Genomic DNA, 22,836 nt, shown 5'->3' with positions numbered 1-22,836 from the left:
GATATGCAATACCTCAAACCCAGAGGCGGCCTACACTTTTTCGTCAACGGCGGCGGCGACGCGAAAATTCGCGGCGTAGACCGCAACGTAAAACGTTCGCTCTTTGCCCGCAGCGCCTACGGCTTCATCACGCTCGAAGCCGACGCCAGCACACTGACCGTAAAATTCAGCGGTGCGGATTCGAAGACCCTGTCAGGGCTTTTGCAAAGTCCTTAAAATATCTGCCAAAGACCTTTGACTGACTCCTGATTCCCGACTCCTGATTCCTGCTAAACTGAAAATACCGGCTGATTTTCAATTTGTCAGGAATCAGGAACCAGGAATCGGGAGTCAGTCAAACCGTTTGAGCGCGCGCGCTGGCGACTTTGCAAACGCCCTGAAGACCCTGTACGAATACACGTTGGGACAAGCGCGCCGCGCAGTAAGCCGGGCCACACTTGTCCCACTTCAAAGAGAGAAAGGAACCGCATGACCCGCTACGCCAGAATTGCCGGAACCGGCTCGTATGCGCCGGAAAAGACGCTGACCAATCACGATCTCAGCCTGATGCTGGGCGAAGACATCAATGAATTCGTCTCCGGCGTTATCGGTATCAACGAACGCCATATTTGCGCGGAGGACGAAAGCACGGCGGATTTGGCAGTGCGGGCGGCCGAGCGGGCGTTGGCCACAGCCGGAATTGCGCCCGCACAACTCGACCTCATCATCCTGGCGACAGACACGCCGGAGTTCATCTCGCCCGCGACCTCTTCCCTCGTCCAAAGCCGGCTCGGCGCGATCAATGCCGCCACATTTGATGTGAATTGCGCGTGCGCGGGCTTTGTCACGGCGCTCGACGCGGCGGCGAAATTCATCAGCGCGGATGAGCAATACAATCACGTACTGGTGATTGGCGCTTATGCGATGAGCAAATTTCTGAACTGGAACGACAAGAAAACCTGTACGCTCTTTGCCGACGGTGCGGGCGCAGTTGTCTTGCAGGCCAGCACTGACGGTCCCGGTTTCCTGGCTTCGCAACTGGCGGCGGACGGCAATTACTACGGCCACATGGGCATCTACGCGGGCGGCGCGCGGCAGCCGCTCAATCATTTTCAGACCGCGCAACGCGAGCAGTTGCTGGAATTCGTGCAGAAGATTCCTTCGTCCTTCAACCTCGAACGCTGGCCGCAGATGATTGGGCAAGTACTCAAACGCAGCGGCCTGATGCTCGACGACGTCGGCATGTTTTTCTTCACCCAACTCAACCTGAGTACCATCAGAACGGTGATGAAAACGCTCGCGCAGCCGCTGGCAAAAGCGCACACGATTATGGACAAGTGGGGTTACACCGGTTCGGCCTGCATCCCGATGGCGCTGGACGATGCGGCGCGACAGGGCAAGCTGAAATCAGGTGATGTGATTATCCTGTGCGGTTCAGGCGGCGGCGTGGCTTTAGGCTGTCTGGCTTTTCGCTGGACGTAACGGAAACGCGATGCGCGAACGATTCATTCTCGACGAGACGCGGAACATTCTCTTCATCAACTTCGCCGGGCTGCGCATCGAGAGCCGCGCGCAGGTGGAGGAAATGGAGCAATACGTCCGCACGGCCTACCACCAACAAGGCCGCCGAATTTACGCGGTCGTTAATTACGAAGGCACGGAGATCGCGCCGGAGCTGATTGATTACTACGGCGAGCGCATCAAAGGGCTGCACGACCGCTACGGGCTGGCGACCGTGCGATATTCCTCGAGCGGGTTCACGCGTTCGATGCTGCGCTATCTGGGCGCGGCGCAAGACCTCGAATCAAACATCTTCGCCACGCGCGCGGAAGCCATCCGCGCGATTCAGGAAATCGAAACTCACCTGCAAGCGGCAACCGAGGACTCGCGCTGGACGCTGTTCAATCCGCGCCGCAGCCTGCTCGCGCAACTGCTGGCCGGCTGGCTGGCGCTGCTGATGATTCTGCTTGTCGCCGGTGTCGTAACACAGATTTCAACCGGCGCGCTCATGCTGGCGGCTTTGCTGTGGCTCGGCGGCGCAACGTTCACGACGGCGTTTCATTACTTCAAAGTGTTGCGGCCTGTGCGTCAGGTCGAGCGGATGACGCGCCAGCTTGCCACTGGCAGCCATTACGACCCGGTGACGGTCGCGGGGCAGGATGAAATCAGCCGTCTGGCCGCACTGCTGAATGAAACCGCCGGGCAATTGCACAGCGACATCGAACGGCTGAGCGGGCTGTATCACATCTCGCTGCTGATCGGCGCGGGCAATGACGCCAGCCGCGTGTGCGAATTGCTGACGCGCAAGGTGGCGCGCTTGCTCGGCGCCGAAATGTGCATCCTGCTCTTTTACGACGAAGCGTCGCGGCAACTGCGGGCACAAACGCCGGGGTATGGTGTCAGCGATGAAAAACTCAGCCGCTTGCAGACGGGGTTGCATCAGCCCTCCATCGTCGCGCACGTGCTGAAAACCGGCGAGCCGTATCTGACGAATGACGCCGCCAGCGATCCGCACATCAGCCGCGCCGCCGCCGCCTTGCTGGGCGTGCGCGAAATGCTCGCCGCGCCGTTGCAGGCTGGTGAGCAACATTTAGGCTCGCTGGCCGTGCTGAACAAAGCAGGCGGCTTTCTGGAAAAAGACCGGCAACTGGCGATGATTTTCGCGGCGCAGGCGGCGCAGTTGCTGGCGCATGTGAAGCTCTTTCAGCAGATGATCTTGAGCGAACGCATGGCGGCGGTCGGCGAACTCGTCGCCAGCGTCGCGCACGAAGTCCGCAATCCGCTTTTCGGCATCACGACGACGCTCAGCGCATTGGCGCGCAAACTCGCAGACCGCGAAATCGCCCAACCCTTCCTCGCCGTCGTCAACAGCGAAGTTGACCACTTGAATCATCTGATGGAACAACTGCTCGAACACAGCCGCCCGCCGCGTTTGGAAGCCGCGCCAGCCGACATCGGCGAAGTGCTGCACGAGGTATTGGCCGAATTCAAACCGCAGGCCGAAGCCAAAGGCGTGACGCTCGGCTGTGACTGTCAGACCGCTCTGCCCGGCTTGCGTTTCGACCGCCGCAAAATGCACGGCGTATTCGCCAACCTGCTCGACAATGCCCTGCAACACACGGGGCCGGGCGGCGCGGTGCGCATCGCCGCGTTCACGTCGCCGGATGACGCGCCCAGGCAATTGCATATCGAAGTCCGCGACACCGGTTCTGGCATCGCGCCCGCTGACATCGAGAAAATCTTCGAGCCGTTTTTCACCACGCGCGCCACAGGGACGGGGCTGGGACTCGCCATCACGCGCAAAACGATTCACGATCACGGCGGCACGATCACCGTGCATTCAGCGCCTGAGAGCGGAACCCGCTTTGTCATCCAATTGCCGCTCATCGCATAATTGAAACTCAATGCCCGACAACAAAGTCAAAATTCTGCCGGATAAAATCCTGATCATTGATGACCAGCCTTCGGTGCGCTTCGGGCTGCGCAATCTGCTCGAAGCGGAAGGCTATCGCGTGCTGGAAGCCGAAACCGGCGCGCAGGCGTTGGCCGTCATTACTGAACAAGCGCCGCAATTGATCCTGCTCGACCTGCGTTTGCCCGACACCGACGGCCTGACGCTGTTACCGCAAATCAGGGCGATTGATGACGAAGCGCCGATCATCGTCCTCACCGCGCACGGCACGATTGAGACGGCCATTCGCGCGCTCAAAGCTGGCGCGGAAAATTTCCTGACCAAGCCGTTTGACGCCGACAGCCTGTTGATTCTCATCGCGCGCACGCTGGAACAAAGCCGCGCGCGCCGCGAACGCTTGCTGATCGGGTTGGCGCAACAACAGTTCGCGGCTGAATATTTTATGGGGCAGAGCGCAGCCATACAGCGGCTGCACGCGACACTTGAACGGCTCGCCGTTTCAGACACCACGGTGCTGTTGCAGGGCGAAACCGGCACGGGCAAAGGCATGGTCGCGCATCTGATTCATCGTTTGAGCGACCGGCGCGACAAACCGTTCGTGACGATCAACTGCGCCGGGTTGAATCGTGAACTGCTCGAAAGCGAACTCTTCGGCCACGAGAAAGGAGCCTTCACCAGCGCGGTCACGAGCAAGGCGGGGCTGTTCGAATTAGCGCACGCGGGCACGATTTTCTTTGATGAGATTGCCGAGATGGAGCCTTCCATCCAGGCCCGCGTGTTGACGGTGATGGAACAAAAACGCTTTCGGCGCGTCGGCGGCGTGCAGGAAAAAGAAGTCAACGTGCGCATCATCGCCGCCAGCAACCGCCATCTGCCCGCCGAGATCAAACGTGGCCGCTTTCGCGAAGACCTCTTTTACCGCCTGAGCGTGATGCCGCTCGCGCTGCCCGGCCTGCGCGAACGGCGCGCGGACATCCTGCCGTTCATCGCGCACTTCATCGCGCATTTCAATCAGCGGCTCAATCGCCGCGTGTCGGGTGTGACGCCGAAAGCCGAAGCGCTGCTGCTCGGCTATCACTGGCCCGGCAACATCCGCGAACTGCGCAATGTGATCGAACGCGCCATGATTCTTTGCGGCGGCGACCTGATTCACGCGAGCGACCTGCCGCTGGGCGACCAGCAAAACCTGACCGTCGCGCCAGCCGCCGATGGCGAGCAATTTCTCTCGCTCGAAGAACTGGAACGCTTGCACATTGAGCGCATCTTTAGCGCCACCGGCGGCAATCTGAGCCGCGCGGCGGAACTGCTCGGCATCACGCGCAACACGCTTTACAGCAAACTCCGCAAATACAACCTCACAGCGTCTTGAGGTTTTCGTGCTGCTCAATTCTTGCGCAGTGTGCAACGCGGTTGCTCAGAAATTACACAAGGCCATTCTCGTCGCCTGCTCCCGCGCCGGTTCGAAGCACAAGCAAGCCCAACTTAAATCCAAGGTACATTGCTGGTTTGTCCGGGCAGCGCGCCACCTCGCCAGCGCACACCCGGCTTGGTATCCCGTTTGCAGGGACTTTGGCTTGCACTCCATTTGCACTGCGAGATTTCAAGCATTTGTCCAGCAACTTTCACCGGCTCCGCACGGGCCGCAGGAGGAAAAGCCAATGATCACCAGCAAGGACGTCTTGTCACTGTGCCTGTCAGTTTGTTGCAGCATCATCCTATGCAGCAGTTCGGCGCTGGCGCAGAGCCAGACGACGGGCCGTATTACCGGCACTGTCAAAGACGAAAAAGGCGCGCTCATCGCGGGCGCGGAAGTCACCGCGAGCAACAAAGCCACCGGCGACGCGCGCACCACGACGACCGGCGGCGACGGCAATTATATCGTGCCGCTGCTGCCGCCCGGCCTTTATCAGGTCACGATCAAAGCGCAGGGCTTCAAGCAAGCCGCGCTCGACAACGTGCGCGTCGCCATCACCGAGACGACCGTCATCAACGCCGACCTGCTTGTCGGCGGCGCACAGGAATCCGTCACGATCGCTGCCGCCGGGCCAACCGTGCAAACCGAAAGCTCGCAGCTTGGCCGCGTCGTGGATGCGCGCACGGTCGCCGAACTGCCGCTCGCCACGCGCAACTTCACGCAGATTCTCGGTCTCTCGCCGGGCGCGGCGACGTATCTGCCCGATCACACTTCGGTCGGACGCAATTCGCAAAACATCTCGGTCAATGGCGCGCGCGTCACGAACAACAATTTCCAGATTAACGGCGTGGACGCCAATTCGATGGGGACGAATTCCGCGCCCTCACTTTCCGTGCCCGCGCCCGAAACGATTCAGGAATTCAAGGTACAGACTTCGTTGTATGACGCGACGTTCGGACGTTCGGGCGGCGGCAACGTGCAGGCCGTGACCAAAAGCGGCACGGGTGAATTTCATGGCACGGCGTATGAATACCTGCGCAACGATTCCTTTAACGCCAACAGTCCGGTCTTGAAATCAGTCGGCGGCCAGCGGCCTGTGCTTGATCGCAACGTCTTTGGCTTCACGCTCGGCGGCCCCGGCGTCAAAGACAAACTCTTTTTCTTCCTGTCATATCAGGGCATGCGCGAAGACAACGGCGCGTCGCCGATCAACAGCCTGTCATCGAATGTGCTGGTCGCGCCGGGGCTGACTGACAACCGTTCCGAGGCGACGCTGCTCAGCACATTCCTGCCGACCACGCCCGCCGGGACGCGCCTTGATCCGGTGGCGCTGCGCTTGCTCAATTTCAAACTCGACAACGGCCAATTCCTGATTCCGACGCCGCAGGCCAGCGGGCGTTACAGCGGGTCGGCGGTCTCTAAGTTTCAGGAAGATCAATTCAACGCCAACTTCGATTGGCGTTTGAATGAGAAGAACACGCTCGCTTTCAAACTCTTCTTCTCGAATGCGCCGCAGACGCTGGCGTTGCCGAGCTTTCTCGGCGGCGGGCCGAACGTGCCGGGCTTCGGCAATTTTCAGAAAAACAACAACCGGCTGGGCGTGTTGCAATACACGCGCGTCATTTCACCGAACGTCGTCAACGAAGCGCGCGTCGGTTACAACTTCATCCGCGTGGACGCCTTCCCGCAAGAGCCGCTCAATGACGCCGACCTCGGCATTCGCCGCGCCAATGCGGGCATTTTCCCCGGCCTCGGCCTGATTCGCATCGCACCCGCCGCCGGCGGCATCGTCTTCGGCACTTCGGCGACGATTGACGTGCAGGCGACTGCGCCTTCGACAACGGCTTCCGATACGCTCTCGCTTACGAAAGGCGCGCACACGCTGCGCACAGGCGCGGAGTTCCGCTACAACGAAAACAACTACACGCTGAATTTTTTCACGCGCGGCCAACTCGACTTCGCCAGCTTCCAGAGCTTTTTGCAGGGGCAGGTGCTCGTCTCGGTTTTCGGCAGCGGCAACGGCGACCGCAGCTTGCGCGCGCACGATTACAACTTTTTCTTTCAGGACGACTGGAAGGTCTCGCGCAAGCTGACGCTCAATCTCGGCGTGCGCTACGAGTTGGATTTGCCGCCATACGACACGCGCGGACGGCTGGCGACCTTCGATCCGACGCTTTACAAAGCGCGCCCGGCGAGCAACACGGCGACCACAGGCTTGATTGCGCCGCTCGCCGGTTTCGTCGAAGCGGGTAATGCCGTCAAGGATTCGCCCGACATTCCGAATGTCGGCAAGCGCGTGCTCAACAGCATTGACCCGAACAACATTGCGCCGCGCATCGGCTTCGCGTATTCGCCGCTCGCTTCGGGCAAGCTCGCAGTGCGCGGCGGTTACGGCGTGTTTTATTCGCGCACGTCGTTTCAGTACATCACGCTGAATGTGATCGCGCCGCCCAATTACGTCTTCGGCGCGCGCGTGGGCATTCCCACGCCGATTCCGGTTGCCGATCCGTTCTTCCCCGCCCCGCCGCAATCCGCCTTTCCGACCTTCGTGCCGGGCGTGGCGTTATCGGGCAATCTCTTTGACCGCAACATCCGCACGCCGTACCTGCATCAATACAACGCGAACGTGCAATATGAACTGGCGAAAGATTTATTGTTTGAAGCCGGTTACGTCGGCACGCGCGGGTTGAATCTGTTCCGGCAGGTGGCGCTCAATCAGGCGCGGCTCGCCAGCACGGCCTCGCCCATCGTCAACGAAGCCACGGGCGCGACCATCACGACGAACACACCGGCCAACGCGGCCTTGCGCGCGCCCTTTCAAGGCGTGGGCATCAACAATTTCTCGCTCAATCAATCCACGGCGCAATCGAGTTACCACGCGCTGCAAGCCAGTCTGACCAAACGCTTGGCGCGCGGGCTGCAATTTCTGGCCTCATACACCTGGGCGAAATCCATTGACAACGCTTCGGGTCAGGGCGGCGGCGCAGGCATCGGCGGCGTCATCAATCCCGGCGGCGTGGGCGAAACCATTGGCGTGCTGGGCAATCAACTCGACAACCGCGCCAATCGCGGCGTCTCGGATTTTGACCGCACACAGCGTTTCGTCTTCAGCGGATTTTATGAATTGCCGGGGCCGAAAGGCGGTGCGGCCAAAATCGCGTTGGGCGGCTGGCAGATTGCCAGCATTGTGACGGCGATGTCGGGCTTGCCGATTGACATCGTGGACACGGGCGCGGGTTCGTTCTACGGCTTGTCGGGCGGCGGCGCGCCGCTCGCGCGTCCGAACTTCGCGGCGGGCGCAACGCGCGAAACGGCGCTGAGCAACGTGCCAGCGGGTTACTATTTCAATCCGGCAGCCTTCGCGCGACCGACCATCGCGGCGGGGCAGCCGATTCCCAGCTCGGGCGGCAAATTCATTGCCGACGCCGCCGGCACGGACATCGGCAGCGTCGGGCGCAATATCCTGCGCGGGCCGCGCCAGACCAACGTGGATTTCTCGGTCTTCAAGCGCTTCTACTTCGGCGAGACGCGGAACTTTGAATTCCGCACGGAGTTCTTCAACGTCATCAATCACGTCAACCTGGCGAATCCGCTGAGCGACTTCAACGCGGGCGCGTCGTTTGGCCGCATCATCTCGGTGACGACCAATCCGCGCATCATTCAGTTCGCGTTCAAGTTCAATTACTGAGGCGAAGGCGGAAGCCGGAATTCGGAATTCGGAAGAGGGCAGCGACTGCCGGATTCCGACTACCGACTACCGCCTTCCGCCTTCGAGAAGCAATGTACGTCAGAGACTGGATGGCGCGCCGCGCCGCGCTCACGCCTCAGAAAACAGCCATCATCAACGCCGCGACCGGCGCGCGCCTGAGTTACGCGGAACTCGATGAACGCGCAACGCGGCTGGCGCATTACCTGCGCGATCGCTGCGGCGTAAGGAGCGGCGACCGCCTCGCCGTGCTGGCGCTGAATCGCGCCGAAACGCTCGAAGCCCTCTTTGCCGCCGCCAAACTCACGGCGATTCTGGTTCCGCTCAATTACCGGCTCACGCAGCCCGAACTCGCCTACATCCTCGAAGATTGCGAGCCAAAGGTTTTGCTTTACGAAACGGAATTCGCGGCAACGACCGACAGGCTGCGCGCAATCGTTTCCATCCCGCATTACCTTGCCTTCGATTCCTCCGTCACTGCTCCGCATTACGAAACGGCGCTTGCCGCGTCGCACGCCGCGCCGGTGGAAGTCGAACACTTCGACGCTGAGATGCCGCTGCTGATTATTTACACTTCCGGCACGACCGGCCATCCGAAAGGCGCGCTGCTCTCGCACCGGATGCTGCTGTGGAATTCGCTCAACACGCATCTCGCGCTCGACCTGGTTTCGTCCGACGTGACGACGATTCACGCGCCGCTCTTTCACACGGGCGGCCTGAATGTGTTGACGACGCCGCTGCTGCATATCGGCGGCACGTTGGTGATGATGCGCGGCTTCGAGGCAACGCAATGGCTGGCAGCGCTTGAGCGGTATCGCTGCACCATCGTCTTCGGCGTGCCCACGATGTTTCAGATGATGCTGGAAGCGCCGCGCTTTGCCGAGGCCGATCTCAGTTCGCTGCGCCTCTGTATTACGGGCGGCGCGCCCTGCCCCGTGCCATTGATCGAGGCGTATCAACGGCGCGACGTCGTTTTCACACAAGGGTTCGGGATGACCGAAGTCGGCCCCAACTGCTTCAAGCTCGCCCTCGAAGATTCGGTGCGCAAGGCCGGTTCCATTGGCTTTCCGAACTTTCACACCGAAGCGCGCATCGTGGATGAACACGGTCAGGATGTCGCGCGCGGCGACACGGGCGAGTTGTTGCTGCGCGGCCTGCACGTCTGTTCTGGCTATTGGCGCAAGCGCGAAGCCACGGCTGCCGCGCTGCGCAACGGCTGGTTTTTCACGGGCGATCTGGCGCGGCAGGACGAGGAAGGCTACTTTTACATCGCCGGGCGCGTGAAGGACATGATTATCTCCGGCGGCGAAAACATCTATCCGGCGGAAGTCGAAGCCATCCTGCACGAACATCCGGCCATCGCGTCCGCCGCCGTCTTCGGCCTGCCCGATGCGAAGTGGGGTGAACGGGCAGTGGCCGCGCTCATCAAACGCCCCGGCGCGGCGGTCACTGCTGAAGAGATCATCGCGTTCTGTCAGAGCCGGCTCGCGCGTTACAAGATTCCGAAACGCATCTTTTTTGCGGAAGAGTTTCCGCTCTCCGCCTCCGGCAAAATCCTCAAACGAGTCATCAAGGAACAGGTGATGAACGGTGAGTGAGCTGATGAACCAACGCGCGTTCACACTGAAGAAGGTTTTCTCGCAAGCAGAATTCAAGCGGTTTACAGCCGAATGGTTGCGGAGCGTTGAAGAGGAAGCGAAGCGCTGATGACGACGAGTGGAAAACAGTGGAGCGAGGAGCGGATCGTTCACGCGGGCACAGCGCGCACGTACAAGCTCTTTATTCCGTCGCAATATAATGGAGCCAGGGGCGTGCCGCTGCTGTTGATGCTGCACGGTTGCACGCAAACGCCTGATGATTTCGCCGCCGGAACGCGGATGAATGAACTGGCTGAACAACACAACTTTCTGGTTGCCTATCCCGAACAGACTCCGCACAGCAATGCGCTCCGCTGCTGGCAGTGGTTCGCGCCTGCGCATCAGTCGCGCGGCAGCGGCGAACCGGCGCAGCTTGCCGCCCTGGTTGGGCAAATCAAAGCCAGCTACAACGTTGATGCGGCGCGGGTGTTTGTCGCCGGGCTTTCGGCAGGCGCGGCGATGGCGGTGATTTTGGGCGCGACGTGTCCTGAGTTGTTCGCCGCGCTCGGCGTGCATTCGGGGCTGGAATACAGGGCGGCGAGCGATGTCCCCTCAGCGCTCAAAGCACAGCAAGCAGGCGGCCCCGACCCGTGCGCACAAGGGCTGGCGGCGTTTCGGGCACGGGGGGAAGGCAACCACAAGCCGCGCGTGATCGTGTTTCACGGAACGGCAGACGCGACTGTCGCACCGCTCAATGCCACTCAGGTGATAGCGCAGTGGGCGCGCACGCGGGCTTGCGTTGAGGGCGTGCACGAAGCCGCCGGGATTGAATTGAACCCGGCCAGCGTCAGCCGGGGCGCAGTCGAACAGGGTCATTCGTACACGCGGGCGTACACGCGGGAAATTTACCGCGACCACAGCGGCCACGCCGTGCTGGAAAAATGGCTCGTGCAGGGAATGAAGCACGCCTGGTCGGGCGGCTCTGCGGCAGGCAGCTATACCGATCCATTGGGGCCGTCAGCCAGCGAGGCGATGTGGCACTTCTTCAGCGCATGAGCGAACGTAAATCGTGACTCGACACACTCAATGCCGGGCACAGTGAAGACTCTGGCTGAAACTATTCGCCAATCAGCACGACATCAATCTTACCTCCCCCGTCAGACTCCCAGGAGTAAACAAGCAATGAAAAAAATCTCGAAAGTCTTGTCCCCTTCCTGTCACACTCGCCACTTGCAGCGGTTCAGTGACAAAAGCAAAAATTGCAGGACAAAGCTTTCGAGATTTTTCGACCCCAAAATTGGGGGATGCCGAAGGGGGGACTCGAACCCCCACGGGTTGCCCCATACGCCCCTCAAACGTACGTGTCTACCAATTCCACCACTTCGGCATTTAGGAAGCGACGCGACGCTTCAAGCAAAGAGCTATTTTTTATCTGGCGTGGCTGCGGGTTTAGCGTCTTTTGCGCCCGCCGTTTTATCTGCTGCCGCTTTATTGTCACCTTTTTTGTCATCCGCTTTCTTTGCGTCAGCCTTGCCAGCAGCAGGGCTAGCGCTGGCTTCAGGCGAAGCAGCGGGTGAAGGTGAAACCGCCGGATTGGAGGCCGGGCCAGGCGTTGGCACCGCCACGGCAGCACCTTCGCGCACTACGGAACTTTGTCCGTTGAGTCCTGGCAATGAAAACATCAGCGCCAGAAACATAAACAGAATCGCCGCAACCACGGTCGCCTTTTCTAGCGGTTTGGACGCGCCGCGCGGCCCGAAGGCCGATTGCGCGCCCGCGCCGCCAAAGGCCGAAGCCACATCGCCGCCTTTGCCAGATTGCAACAGCACCACCAGAATCAAAAAGACGCAGGTGAGCACGAAAATCACTTTGAGTGTAAGGGCTAAGAAAAACAAAACGGTTACCTACCAGATGAAAGACTTGTTTTACCGGCTTTAATGCCCGATGTAATTGACGATGCGCGCGAAGCTGTCGGCTTCTAAACTCGCCCCGCCGACCAGCGCGCCATCAATGTCGGCTTCGCGCATCAATTCAGCAATGTTTTCGGGTTTGACGCTGCCGCCGTACAGAATCCGAATTGCGTTGGCAGCCTCTGCGCCGAACTTTTCAGTCAACCACTGACGAATGAATGCGTGCATTTGTTGGGCTTGTGTTGGAGTGGCTGTGCGCCCTGTGCCAATCGCCCATACCGGTTCGTAGGCGAGGATAATACGTGCCAGGTCTGAGGCTGTCAACTCAGCCAAACTGCCCGCCAATTGGGCGCTGACGACGTTTTCAGCCTGGCCGGCATCGCGCTCAGCCAGCGTTTCGCCGATACAAAGAATGGGCGTTAAACCAAAGTGCAGCGCCGCGCGCAGCTTGCGATTCACGCTGGCATCAGTGTCGCCGTATAGCGCCCGCCGCTCGGAATGGCCGATGATGACGTGCGCAGCGCCCGCATCTTTGAGCATATCGCCGCAAACCTCGCCGGTGTGCGCGCCGTGTTTGATCTCGGTCGAGACATCCTGCGCGGCGACTTTGAGATTCGAGCCTTCGACGCGATCCGCGACAGCTTTGAGCGCCGTGTAAGGCGGGGCGATGACGACTTCGCAATGATTGGCATTGGCGACCAGCGGTTTCAGCGCCAGCGCCGTTTCGATGGCCGCGCCGACCAATTTGAACATTTTCCAGTTTCCGGCAATAACAGGTTTTCTCATTTCTCTCTTTCTTCCCACGAAGTCGCACGAAGAAGCACGAAGAAGCTTGCGTTTATGGCATGGCTCTTCGTGTGACTCCGTGGATAAGTGTGTATTGGGTGAAGTTACTTTTCAGTCAACGCCGCCACGCCCGGCAAGACATCGCCGGCCAACAATTCCAACGTGGCCCCGCCGCCGGTCGAGATATGCGTGACCTTGTTTGCCAGGCCCGTCTCATGAATCGCGGCGACGCTGTCACCGCCGCCAATGATCGAGGTCGCGTTGTTATGCTCCGAAGCGGCGGCCACGGCTTGGGCAATGGCGCGCGTACCTTGATCAAACGGCGCTTTCTCGAACATGCCCATCGGCCCATTCCAAATAATCGTTTGCGCCTTGGCAATCGTTTCGGCATAGGCCGCGCGTGTGGCCGCGCCGATGTCCAGGCCCATGCGATCTGCCGGCGTCGCGGTGACGCTGACGTTTTGCGCGTTCGCCCCGTCGTCGGGGTTGGCGGCCACCAGGTGATCGGTGGGCAACAGTAAACTGACGTTGCGCTCTTTGGCTTGCGCTTCGAGTCGTTGCGCGAGTTCGAGCTTGTCCAACTCGACTAACGATTTGCCAATCTCGTTGCTGCGCGCTTTCAAAAATGTGTAGGCCATCGCGCCGCCGATCAGCACAGCATCGGCGGATTTGAGCAGGTTTTCGATGACTTGGATTTTGTCAGAGACTTTCGCCCCGCCGAGAATGACGACGAAAGGGCGCGCCGGGCTTTTCAGCGTTTCAATCAAATAGCGCAGTTCCTTTTCCATCAAGAAACCGGCTGCCGCTTGCGAGACAAACTTTGTCATCCCTTCGGTGGAAGCATGGGCACGATGCGCGGTGCCGAAGGCGTCGTTGACATAAACATCGCACAGGCTCGCAAGCTGTGCGGCAAAGGCGGGCGCGTTGGCTTCCTCCTCGGCATAAAAGCGCAGGTTCTCAAGCAAGGCGATCTCACCATCCTTCAGCGCATTGATTACACTCGACGCGGCTTCTCCCACACAATCCGTCGCGAAAGCTACGGGCTTGCCCAGCACCTTGGCCAAATGCTCTGCCACAGGTTTGAGCGAGTATTTGGCATTGCGCTGCCCTTTTGGGCGACCTAGATGCGAAGCCAGGATCACGCGCGCGCCTTTGTCGGTGGCGTATTGAATCGTCGGGATCGCCGCCGTGATACGCGTATCGTCGGCAACCCGGCCGTTTTCGAGCGGCACATTGAAATCCACACGAATGAAAACTTTTTTTCCCTGCAAAGCGAGGTCACGAATTGAAAGCTTGGGCATGGTTCTTCCTTAGCGGTTTAAGAATTTTGGATTTAGTGGTCAGACTGAAGTAGTGGCAGAGGCTAACACACGGCCCCGCGCCTGGGCAAAAGACCTGCGCGATGGCAGCCAAGTCAGAATCAGCGGCGCAACGGCGAGCCAAAAGATTAAGCGGTAGTCGCGTGGGTAAACTTGTTTGAGCCACGCGGCTACCGCTTGTTTTGTAACGAACGAAGGTAAGCTGCGCTATGCGCCTCTTACCTGGTTCTTTTCATCCTGCTGACCGTAGTAGTAACGATGGTAATAGTACTCGTAACCATCCTGCTGAACGTTGACGTTGTTGAGCACGACGCCAAAGATTTTCGCGCCGACATTGATCAATTCCTGCCGGGCGTGGCGCACCATTTCGCGGGTGCTCTTGCCGCCGTGCACGACCAACATCACGCCATCCACTTGCCGCGATAGAATGATCGGATCAGTCACGCTATGCACCGGCGGGGTGTCAATCAGGATGTGGTCATAATACGCCGACAGCTTATGCAGCATATAACGCATCTTCTCCGAACTGACCAAATCCGCTGAGTTGGGCGGCACCAACCCGGAGGGCAAGACTGACAGATTCGGAATGCTGGTAGGCTGAATCAAATCGCGCAAGCGCACATCATTGGAAAGATAGGTCGAGAGGCCGCGGCGGTTTTTGATGCCGAAAGCTTTGTGCACACGCGGACGCCGCATATCGGCGTCAATCAGCAAAACTTTGGCGCCGAGTTGCGATAGACAAATGGCGGTGTTCACGATCGTCGTCGTTTTGCCCTCACCGGGCTGGCTGCTGGTAACCAAAATCGTTTTCGGCGGACGCCCAGCGGCGGCCAAAAGCACCGAGGTTCGCAATGAGCGGTAGGCCTCAGCCACGGAATGCGCGGCCCGGCGATCAGCCAGCGACGTGACATTTGATCCGCCGGCAATGGCAAAACCGGATTGCTCCTGCTTTCCGCTGCCGTGGCGCGAACCCAGCAATTTACGCGGTGCATTGGAGTTGATTTCGGGGATCACCCCCAGCGCGGGCAACCGCACATAACGGTTCACGTCATCCACCGTCTTGATACGGTTGTCCAAGTGATCGAGTAAGAAGGCCAGCCCAATGCCTGCGGCCAGGCTCAACAAGAGAGCCATAAAAACCGTCTGTAGCCGTTTCGGGCCGATCAGATAGCCGCGCGTCGCGGGTTGGGCGACAGAGATGTGCCGCGTCGTCTCGGCTTTCTCGATCTCGGCTTGCTTGGTTTTTTGCAGAAAGTCCGTGTAAAGCGATTTGGCGGTCTCAACATTCTGCTTGAGAATTCGGTACTGAATCGAGGTTTGATTTTGCTGGACAGCTTCCCCCTTGGCCCGATTCAAAGCAGCTTTGAGGGAGTTTTCATCCCTGACAGCGCGCTCATAATCCGCTTTCAGGCGATCCTCAAGTTTGACGACTTTCTCGTCAATCTCTTTGCGCAGCGCCTCCATTTGCTGTTGGACTTCGATGAACTTCGGGTTGCGGGAACCGTATTTCACGCTCAATTGCGCGGCGCTTACCGTTAGCTCACCGAGTTTTTTCTGTACTTCATTGATCGTTTGATCAGAAAAAGCTTCTGGCAATTTAGAGACATTGCCACGTTTGACTTCTTCGTAAAGCGATTGCTTGAGCAAGCGGTCGGTTTCCGCCTTCATCTCTTGACCATGTAATTCAGCCAATTTGGTCGTGGTTAAATCGTCTTTGCCCTCCGCGGTTGAATACATATTGTTATTGCGCGTGTAGTCCTGTAGGGCCTGCTCGGCCTTTTGTTGCTGGGCTTGCAATTCACGCGTTGATTTATCCAACCAAGTCGAGGTCTTCTCGATTTTCTCATTCTGCTTTAAGTAAACGCGTTCAATGAACGTTTGCGCCACGCCATTGGTCACGATGGCAGCCATTTCCGGATCGGTATGGTTAAAGGCAATCTGTACCAGGCGAGTGCCTCGCAATTCAGTCACTTGCAATCCACTGTTCAACATACCCACGTAAGGAGCCAATTTATCGCGTTCTTCCCGCGAGCGCAGATTCAAGCTCACATTGGGATCTGCGCCATCCAATTCATTCAGCGTATCGGTCGGATAGTCCGCTTTCTTGGTTTCGGCTGGGGTTTCTTTGCGCTTAAAAATACTGGAGAGTGAGCGCACCTCCGCACCACCCATAAATTTTTCGTTCTCGTCGAGCTTGAGATTGACGACGACGTCTTCCAACAAAGGCGTGCTTTTCAGCAAAAACATCGCCGTTTTGATCTCGGAGTTATCGAAGTCATAAAACAGATTCATGCTGCTGTCTTTGCCGAGCTTCGGCACGCGGCGACCGACTTCGATAGTGGCGGTGGATTGGTAGATATTGCGGGCTTGCGAAATCTTCAGCGCCGTGACGGTCGTGGCGATGGCGATAATCGCCAGAATCAACCATTTGCGCCGCATGACCTTGCGCCAGAATTCGCGCAGATCGAAGGCTTCTTCCTTTTCAGGTTTGTCATAGGAGGGATAATAGGAACCAGGCCCATTGCCGATTTCGCCATAAACCGGGGGCACAATGAAACCACTTTGATTTAAGGCCGGCTGCCCGGTTTGACCGTTTAAGACTTGTTTGAGTTCGGGCCGCCGATTGTCATCAGACGGCAGTGGAACGATTTCCATAGGACACCTGTTGTTTCCTTGCGTCGGCTACGCGCGCGTAGCACAGACTGCTTTACCAGTGGGTCATTAACGAATCGGAATCCTTGCGGCATTCACGCCGAAAGCATTGAGCAGCGTACTGCTGACCGATTTCACGCGGCTGTTGGGGACGATAATCACATCGTTTGGAAAAATCACGATGTCGTCTTTTTTCCCGTTCATCACGGCCGCGACATCCACGGGGATTTCTTGCCGTTTCCCGGTACCCGGCTCATCACGGAAGATCACGCCGCGGCCGAGCGCGGCTTTGAAGGTGGTGCCTTGCGCCAGCGAGATCGCCTGCCGCAAGGTCGTCCCCTCTTTTAGTTGAAACGAACCGGGTGCCACGACTTCGCCGGCGACATAAAAAACCTTGGTTGCAGGGATATTGACAATATCGCCCGGCTCCAATTTGACGTTCTGATCGAAATTTCCATCCTGCACAATGGGCGTGAGCGCCACTTTGATCAATTCGTAATCATCATTGTCAGCGGCTTCGTCTTGCGCCGCGCCCGGATTAGTGCTCACCGCCGCCAGTTGCGCTCCATTTTTTTTCACCGGGCGCAGGATCAGCGCGTGCGGCCCGTAATTTTCTTGCAGCCCGCCCGCCAAGCTAATCAGCTTCAATAACGAAGGCCGACCTTCCAACTGATATAAGCCTGGCGAGCGCACCGCCCCCTGGATAAAAAAGATTTGCCCGCTGTACTGCTTGACCGTTACGCGCACGACAGGTTTTTTCAGATAATCCTGCTCGCGCAAATTGTCGGCAATGAACCGCGTCAATTCCTGCGTGGTTTTCCCTTGCGCCTTGAGCGCGCCTAAAAAGGGCATTTCAAAAGCCCCCGAAGCAGCAATGCGATAAGTCTGAGTCAATTCCGTGGCGTCTTCGACATAAACATCAATCGTGTCACCGGGTGCCAACCGGTAATCTTCATTCGGATCAACCAAGATATTCCCCGCCGTCGCCGTCGGGCCTGACGTAGTTGCAGGAGCGGGCTGGGAGGCCGGATTTTGCCGATTCTGTGCCCGCGCCGGGATGACAACCAGGGCGATCAGTAACGCCAATGACATGACTTGGCGAACCACCGCCAACCTGGGAAAGGCTGTTTCATCCTGTCTCATCGCTTGTCTCGCATACATAAATTGAATCACGGCAAAACCCTCCTTTGTTCTTTTATCAGATCGCGGCCTTACCAACCAGCCGCTTGGCCACAGATGATTTGAATGCAAGCTCATTCTCGGCGTCGCTGTTTCGGGTCAAACATTGAGCGCCATCTCTTAAGCATACTGAAAGAGTAAAAATCCAATGGGGCTTATTTTTAGGCCAACGCAAGCCGACGCTGGTATTGAAGAGATTAGAAAACGGACACGCCCTCAGAGTAGGAAAAAGAATCAGCGGGTTGTCTGCCGATAATTCTTTTGCAAGGTGAGGTCGAGGTGCTGCCACGCAGATACCTTGCCTGCCGAACCAGCGGGCAACTTTTGCGAGCTGTCCGAAGTATCGAGCCTGAAGCTTTGGAAAGAAAACCATCGTCATCTTGATGAGTTCTATGGAAGCAGCGCGCACCGCTTCTCACCTTAACAGTTCACCAAACACCTAAATTGACCTTACTGAATTAGCCCGACTGGCAACCCAGCTTATCAATCAAGAACAGCATCACGAGAGGGGATGTGGCCTAACAAGTTACTTAAAAACCAATGCCAGTCTGCAACCAGCAATCCCTAATTCACGGCCTTCCCGGCTGCGCTGGGAACAACGAGCGCCTGTCCTGTGTCAATATGCTTGCCCGAACAATGCTTATCACAACACAAAGACATTTGCTTTATTTAGCGGGAAGAGGAGGAACACGGGGATCGAAGAAATTTATTCAGGTGGAACCGATTAAGAGAATGTAGCGTGTGAGCTTGGTCGTCTGAAGCGCTGGTTCCAACCTCGACAACCGACCGCTTTCTAACACGCCTGCTTAATTGATGTCAACAAAGAATATCGGCCCTTCCCACAGGTTGGCGGCAATCACTCCTCACTTGCGCCTTATTGTTTTTGCGGTTCGGCCTGCTCTTGCTGGCGAATTTGCTTGAGCGCCAGCACCACTTCATCTCCCAAGCGCGGGACGGCGGTGCCCGCCGTCGCTTCCCTGATCTTGCCGGTAGCCAGCAAGGCCGTGGTTTTCTGTTGGGTAAGCTCAAACGTCCAATTCCAGGTCAGCAACGGCAGGGCGATTTCCAAGACCAAATCCGCCTCCTTTTCATTGCGAATGATGCGCCACTCGCCGGCTTGAAAGTCTGGCCGTTTGAGCAAGGCGGCTTCCAATTGATTGGGTTTCAGGTAAACGGTCTTTGAGCGAATAAAGATCGTTCGCAGCTTGGGCGCATTTTCATTGACCTTGCGCGCCCGCTGCGCCAGAGGCGCTGGCGTATGCGTTTCGGGCAAGGCTGGGGTGCACGGCGGCGCGGAGTTCACCAGTTTTTTGAGCGCGGCGCTGGCTTCTTCGTGTAAAGCCCGTTCCCTGACCTCCGCCGCGCTCAGTGCGACTACATGGGTGTAATCTTCAACCAGTTTGGTTCGGAGTTCTGTCAGGCGCGCACAAAGAACCGGTCTCCCTGTCACCTCATCGTTCAGGGTCGCGAGTTCTTTGAACTGCCGTTGATAACTCTGCTCACGGGCCAGGGCCTGCAACCAATACGTCCGGGCCTCTTTCCCCACGGTCAGCGGGGCCGCCTGGATGGCGTTGTTCAACACCGCCAAGGCCTGCTCCGGATCGGAGTTGCTTTGCCGTAAGAAATACAGCGCCTGCGCGCGATAAAGTTCACCCAAGGCGCGCACACGTAATTCCTGTTGTAACGCGCGCGCCTCTCCGGCGGCGGCGTCATTGACCAACAAGCGAATGGCTTGCGCGACCAGCGCCTGGCTTTGTTCAAGCTCCTGATAAAAGCCTTCGACAGTCGCTTTGGCCGTCGCCAAGGCCAACAGCGTGGTCACGTTCAAGGATGTTGCAACATCGGAATGCTCTTTCAGCAACACCTGCCCGGCTTGCAGGAGTTGTTGCAACTTCGCCGTATCAGGATTGCTGATGTAAAGTTGATAGCTGTGGTTGAAGAGTTCCAACTCCAAGCGCCGCACTTCGGCGCTGACTTCCGGTGCGCGCGTGCTTTGCGCATGCTGCTGTAGAAAGGCTTTGCCAAAGGCCAGCCGTTTGGCCGGATCATCCGCCGCACTGGCGAAAGCGTTGTATGCTTGCGTTTCTTCTTGCTGCTTGAGGGCACGGTGCGCTTGTTCCCCCAAGCCGCGTTTCTGCAACCGCTCCCAAGTACGGTCGTCCAGGCGAAAGGCCAAGCCGCGCCGGCTGATTTCACGGGCCAGCAATTCATCTTCAAATTTGATTTCCAGGAGGCGTTCAATTTGATTGAGTTTGAGCGGCACCTCCGTTTGGAAAGGCCGTGCCATGCTGGCCAAGACCGCCGGCAGCAACGCGAGCCAGAGACAAAAGATTGGCAAGTTCAGCTTAATTGATTTCATAGCCCAGGGCGCAACCGGCTATTGCTCATTCTTGTCATTGAGAATCTTCACTGCCTCGCGGATTTTCTTTTGCAGGGTAGCCGCTTCGGTATTGTTGGGATCAAGACGCAGTGCTTGCTCACAACTGCGGAGTGCACCTTTGTAGAGACCCTTCTGATAAAGCTGCCGCGCGACTGACAATTGTTGCTGCGAGAATTGGCGGTTGAACTGTTCGCGCTCAGCGGGCGAGGGCGATTCGGACGGTCGCCCGTTGACAGACACGCGTGGTTCCCCAAAGCCAGGCCGTCGTCCATTCCGCCGATCCGGTGGTGTGCCAAACCGGAAGTCACGAGGCGGCCCAGGCCAGGCAGTCGGTGAGGGCGTCGGGGTCGGCGTTGCTTTTTTTTCCGCCGGTCGCGTTTTCACTTCGCTCACGGGGCGCGACGGCTTAGGCGTGGGCGTAACAGTCACGCTGGGCGTGGGCAGCGGCGTTGGTGAAGTCAGCGTCATGGCCAGGTCACGACGACTGTTCGCGCCCGCGTCAAACCCGTAGCGATAGAGCATCAAGCTGCCGCCCGCCAAAGCCGCACCCAACAATACGCCAGGCGCCAACAGTGAACGACGCGGTGGTGCAACGGCGTGTGAGGGCAACTCGGCGGGTTGGGCGTTGGCCGTCTGTCCGGCTTTGACTTCGAAGCGGCGCGGCGTCGGCGCATTCGGCAGTGATTCGGTGCGTTGAAACAAGGGCGGCGGTGGTAGCGCACTGCGTCCGCTATCCTGTAAAAGCGTCGGCGCCTGTGCGGCCCAGTTGAGCGTATTGGCTTCCCCGATTGCGCCCAAGGCCTGGTCGTAACGTTGCGCCACTTCCAGCGCGCTCGCCGGACGCTGCTCCTGATTTTTGGCCAGCATCTGCATCACCAGTTCGTCCAACACCGCGGGCGTCTCGGGCCGCAACGAACGCAAGGGCGCGGGCATCATCACCAATTGCATCTGCACCAAATCCGACAACGAACCGCTTTGAAACGGCAACTGCCCGCTCAGCATGCGATAGAGAATCACGCCGAGCGAATAAATGTCTGAACGTCCGTCAATCTTGCCGCCCAGTTGCAATTGCTCCGGGCTGGCATAACTCGGCGTGCCCATCACGGCGGAAACAGAAGCGCCTGTCTCTGTGAGAATCTTGCCGATGCCGAAATCGAGCACCTTAACAATTTCGCGCCCGCCTTCGCCATCGAAAGAGCGCCGCACAAGCATGACATTCGCCGGTTTCAAATCGCGATGCACGACCTGTTTGGAATGCGCTTCGGCGAGGGCGGCGGTGATCTGCCGCAAAATCTCGCCGGCGCGCGCAAAGCTTAACGCCCCCTGCGCGCGCAACTCTTCGTCCAGCGTGCGCCCTTCCAGCCATTCCATCACAATGTAAGCCGTGCCGTCCGGCGTGCGTCCGGCGTCTCTGACATCCACAATGTTTTGGTGCGACAAACGCCCGGCGACTTTGGCTTCGCGTTCAAACAGTTCAACCAGGTGTTCGTCGGCCACAGCGATGTTGGGTTGCAAAATCTTGAAGGCGACGCGGCGATCCAGGCCGGTGTGATAGGCGCAATACACCGCACCCATGCCGCCCAAACCCACCAGTGCTTCGACGCGGTATTTTTCCAGCAGCGTGCGCCCGATCATTTGATAGGGATCGGGCAACGACAACACGGTTTGATCGTGCGGACAAACCGTGTGCGCCGTCGGAAAGCTTTGCTGGCAATAGGAACAGAATTTAGCGGCCATCGCGGCGTACAGTATGAGAGCCGCTTTTGCGTGTCAACCGCACTCAGACACACGCTTGTAAATTCATTGTATCCCCGTGAGCACGCCGTTTCTGAAGGTCAGCACGCCTGCCGCAAACGTCCATTGCTCGCCCATTGCCGTGCGCACGGTTTTCTCCGGCTCGCCCCAACTCATGCGCACTTGCTCTGCGGTCATACCGGAAATGACGCGGTTGTTTTCGATGGCCGTCCAAATCCGCGCGGGCCATTTGTATTTGGCCTTGGGGTCTTCGGTCAGGAAATACTCGTCGAAGCGGTGCAAGTGCCGCACCTCCGGCTGCACATTGGTGCCGTGAGATTCAGATCCAAAAAGCCCTGTTTGCCCTCACTCGTTTGCAGCACAAAGCGCAAGGGCTTCTCTTCATCCCAGCCGGGTTGGATCGCGATGACTTTGAGCGGGGCGTACTTGGCAAGCGGCAGGCTGCTCAACTGGTCGGTCGCATCGTCATACGTCGAGAGCCGCATCTGCCGGCACCACAGTATCTGTCCCAACCATTGCTGGCGCGCCTTTTCCAGATCGTCTATGAGCAACAGCCCGGCGACGCTCTCTTTGTTCGGCAAAGTGCGGGCGCGCAAATGTTCGCCCGTGTCTTCCAGTTCAAATTCCCTGATCCCATCGAATTTTGTGGGTCAGCATCTATGGCCGCCGAGCGAAGCGGCAATCAGCAAGTTGTGTAACCAATTCTGGTGATAAACAAAACCGTTCAAATCCGCAAAGGGCGAGTGACGCGTCGGGTCACGGCGGCG

The 22,836-nt window shown here is 58.4% G+C and carries 17 protein-coding genes and 1 tRNA gene; 7 read left to right on the top strand and 11 right to left on the bottom strand.

Translation table 11 applies throughout. From position 1 onward, the window contains the following. Nucleotides 1-3: 3 nt before the first annotated feature. The 7 genes from HY011_06305 (at nucleotide 4) to HY011_06275 (ending at nucleotide 11,144) form a co-directional block, all read left to right on the top strand. Nucleotides 4-216, top strand: a complete 213-nt coding sequence (locus tag HY011_06305; GenBank protein MBI3422533.1) for a hypothetical protein — start codon at nucleotides 4-6, stop codon at nucleotides 214-216. 252 nt (nucleotides 217-468) lie between these two features. Further along, complete coding sequence (locus HY011_06300) at nucleotides 469-1,461, top strand: ketoacyl-ACP synthase III (protein MBI3422532.1); 993 nt, start codon at nucleotides 469-471, stop codon at nucleotides 1,459-1,461. Nucleotides 1,462-1,471: 10 nt separating this feature from the next. Next, nucleotides 1,472-3,373, top strand: coding sequence for a GAF domain-containing protein (locus tag HY011_06295; GenBank protein ID MBI3422531.1), 1,902 nt, complete (start codon nucleotides 1,472-1,474; stop codon nucleotides 3,371-3,373). Nucleotides 3,374-3,383: 10 nt separating this feature from the next. After that, nucleotides 3,384-4,760 carry a sigma-54-dependent Fis family transcriptional regulator gene (locus HY011_06290; GenBank protein ID MBI3422530.1) on the top strand — a complete coding sequence of 459 codons (1,377 nt, stop codon included), beginning with the start codon at nucleotides 3,384-3,386 and terminating at the stop codon, nucleotides 4,758-4,760. Nucleotides 4,761-5,049: 289 nt separating this feature from the next. After that, on the top strand, nucleotides 5,050-8,493 hold the full coding sequence (locus tag HY011_06285) for a TonB-dependent receptor (GenBank protein MBI3422529.1): 3,444 nt from the start codon (nucleotides 5,050-5,052) through the stop codon (nucleotides 8,491-8,493). Between the two features lie 92 nt (nucleotides 8,494-8,585). After that, the gene (locus tag HY011_06280; protein ID MBI3422528.1) at nucleotides 8,586-10,109 is read left to right on the top strand and encodes a long-chain fatty acid--CoA ligase; all 1,524 of its coding nucleotides are present in this window, start codon (nucleotides 8,586-8,588) and stop codon (nucleotides 10,107-10,109) included. 108 nt (nucleotides 10,110-10,217) lie between these two features. Further along, the gene (locus tag HY011_06275; GenBank protein MBI3422527.1) at nucleotides 10,218-11,144 is read left to right on the top strand and encodes a PHB depolymerase family esterase; all 927 of its coding nucleotides are present in this window, start codon (nucleotides 10,218-10,220) and stop codon (nucleotides 11,142-11,144) included. A gap of 249 nt (nucleotides 11,145-11,393) precedes the next feature. On the opposite strand, the gene HY011_06270 is transcribed toward HY011_06275, so the two are convergent. The 11 genes from HY011_06270 to HY011_06220 all read right to left on the bottom strand — a co-directional run bounded on the left by HY011_06270 (nucleotide 11,394) and on the right by HY011_06220 (nucleotide 22,665). Next, a tRNA-Leu gene (locus tag HY011_06270) sits at nucleotides 11,394-11,475 on the bottom strand. Nucleotides 11,476-11,509: 34 nt separating this feature from the next. Further along, nucleotides 11,510-11,983 carry a preprotein translocase subunit SecG gene (gene secG, locus HY011_06265; GenBank protein MBI3422526.1) on the bottom strand — a complete coding sequence of 158 codons (474 nt, stop codon included), beginning with the start codon at nucleotides 11,981-11,983 and terminating at the stop codon, nucleotides 11,510-11,512. Nucleotides 11,984-12,022: 39 nt separating this feature from the next. After that, entirely contained in the window at nucleotides 12,023-12,784 is a 762-nt protein-coding gene (locus HY011_06260; GenBank protein MBI3422525.1) for a triose-phosphate isomerase, read from the bottom strand. 104 nt (nucleotides 12,785-12,888) lie between these two features. Then, nucleotides 12,889-14,085 (bottom strand): phosphoglycerate kinase, encoded by a 1,197-nt coding sequence (locus tag HY011_06255; GenBank protein ID MBI3422524.1) that lies wholly within the window; start codon nucleotides 14,083-14,085, stop codon nucleotides 12,889-12,891. A gap of 225 nt (nucleotides 14,086-14,310) precedes the next feature. Continuing rightward, the gene (locus HY011_06250) at nucleotides 14,311-16,758 is read right to left on the bottom strand and encodes a polysaccharide biosynthesis tyrosine autokinase (GenBank protein MBI3422523.1); all 2,448 of its coding nucleotides are present in this window, start codon (nucleotides 16,756-16,758) and stop codon (nucleotides 14,311-14,313) included. Nucleotides 16,759-16,824: 66 nt separating this feature from the next. Next, nucleotides 16,825-17,928, bottom strand: coding sequence for a polysaccharide biosynthesis/export family protein (locus HY011_06245; GenBank protein MBI3422522.1), 1,104 nt, complete (start codon nucleotides 17,926-17,928; stop codon nucleotides 16,825-16,827). Nucleotides 17,929-17,953: 25 nt separating this feature from the next. Further along, nucleotides 17,954-18,343: a hypothetical protein gene (locus tag HY011_06240; protein MBI3422521.1), complete on the bottom strand. Its 390-nt coding sequence runs from the start codon at nucleotides 18,341-18,343 to the stop codon at nucleotides 17,954-17,956. Nucleotides 18,344-18,808: 465 nt separating this feature from the next. Further along, nucleotides 18,809-20,293: a hypothetical protein gene (locus HY011_06235; protein MBI3422520.1), complete on the bottom strand. Its 1,485-nt coding sequence runs from the start codon at nucleotides 20,291-20,293 to the stop codon at nucleotides 18,809-18,811. 18 nt (nucleotides 20,294-20,311) lie between these two features. Continuing rightward, entirely contained in the window at nucleotides 20,312-22,051 is a 1,740-nt protein-coding gene (locus HY011_06230) for a protein kinase (GenBank protein ID MBI3422519.1), read from the bottom strand. Between the two features lie 63 nt (nucleotides 22,052-22,114). Next, on the bottom strand, nucleotides 22,115-22,351 hold the full coding sequence (locus HY011_06225) for a hypothetical protein (protein MBI3422518.1): 237 nt from the start codon (nucleotides 22,349-22,351) through the stop codon (nucleotides 22,115-22,117). Next, on the bottom strand, nucleotides 22,324-22,665 hold the full coding sequence (locus HY011_06220; GenBank protein MBI3422517.1) for a hypothetical protein: 342 nt from the start codon (nucleotides 22,663-22,665) through the stop codon (nucleotides 22,324-22,326). The genes HY011_06225 and HY011_06220 overlap by 28 nt, the downstream gene beginning before the upstream one ends. Between the last annotated feature and the right edge of the window lie 171 nt (nucleotides 22,666-22,836).

Source organism: Acidobacteriota bacterium (assembly GCA_016196035.1).
In the GTDB taxonomy this organism is placed as follows: Bacteria; Acidobacteriota; Blastocatellia; order RBC074; family RBC074; genus JACPYM01.
The sequence above is the reverse complement of the archived record's forward strand: the minus strand, read 5'-3'. Positions and strand labels throughout refer to the sequence as shown.

Excerpts from the sequence above, each read along its gene's own strand:
- HY011_06295 (MBI3422531.1), top strand. The coding sequence starts at position 1,472 with ATGCGCGAACGATTCATTCTCGACGAGACGCGGAACATTCTCTTCATC.
- HY011_06280 (MBI3422528.1), top strand. The coding sequence starts at position 8,586 with ATGTACGTCAGAGACTGGATGGCGCGCCGCGCCGCGCTCACGCCTCAG.
- HY011_06255 (MBI3422524.1), bottom strand. The coding sequence starts at position 14,085 with ATGCCCAAGCTTTCAATTCGTGACCTCGCTTTGCAGGGAAAAAAAGTT.
- HY011_06300 (MBI3422532.1), top strand. The coding sequence starts at position 469 with ATGACCCGCTACGCCAGAATTGCCGGAACCGGCTCGTATGCGCCGGAA.
- HY011_06230 (MBI3422519.1), bottom strand. The coding sequence starts at position 22,051 with ATGGCCGCTAAATTCTGTTCCTATTGCCAGCAAAGCTTTCCGACGGCG.
- HY011_06275 (MBI3422527.1), top strand. The coding sequence starts at position 10,218 with ATGACGACGAGTGGAAAACAGTGGAGCGAGGAGCGGATCGTTCACGCG.
- HY011_06235 (MBI3422520.1), bottom strand. The coding sequence starts at position 20,293 with ATGAAATCAATTAAGCTGAACTTGCCAATCTTTTGTCTCTGGCTCGCG.
- HY011_06250 (MBI3422523.1), bottom strand. The coding sequence starts at position 16,758 with ATGGAAATCGTTCCACTGCCGTCTGATGACAATCGGCGGCCCGAACTC.
- HY011_06290 (MBI3422530.1), top strand. The coding sequence starts at position 3,384 with ATGCCCGACAACAAAGTCAAAATTCTGCCGGATAAAATCCTGATCATT.
- HY011_06285 (MBI3422529.1), top strand. The coding sequence starts at position 5,050 with ATGATCACCAGCAAGGACGTCTTGTCACTGTGCCTGTCAGTTTGTTGC.
- HY011_06305 (MBI3422533.1), top strand. The coding sequence starts at position 4 with ATGCAATACCTCAAACCCAGAGGCGGCCTACACTTTTTCGTCAACGGC.
- HY011_06260 (MBI3422525.1), bottom strand. The coding sequence starts at position 12,784 with ATGAGAAAACCTGTTATTGCCGGAAACTGGAAAATGTTCAAATTGGTC.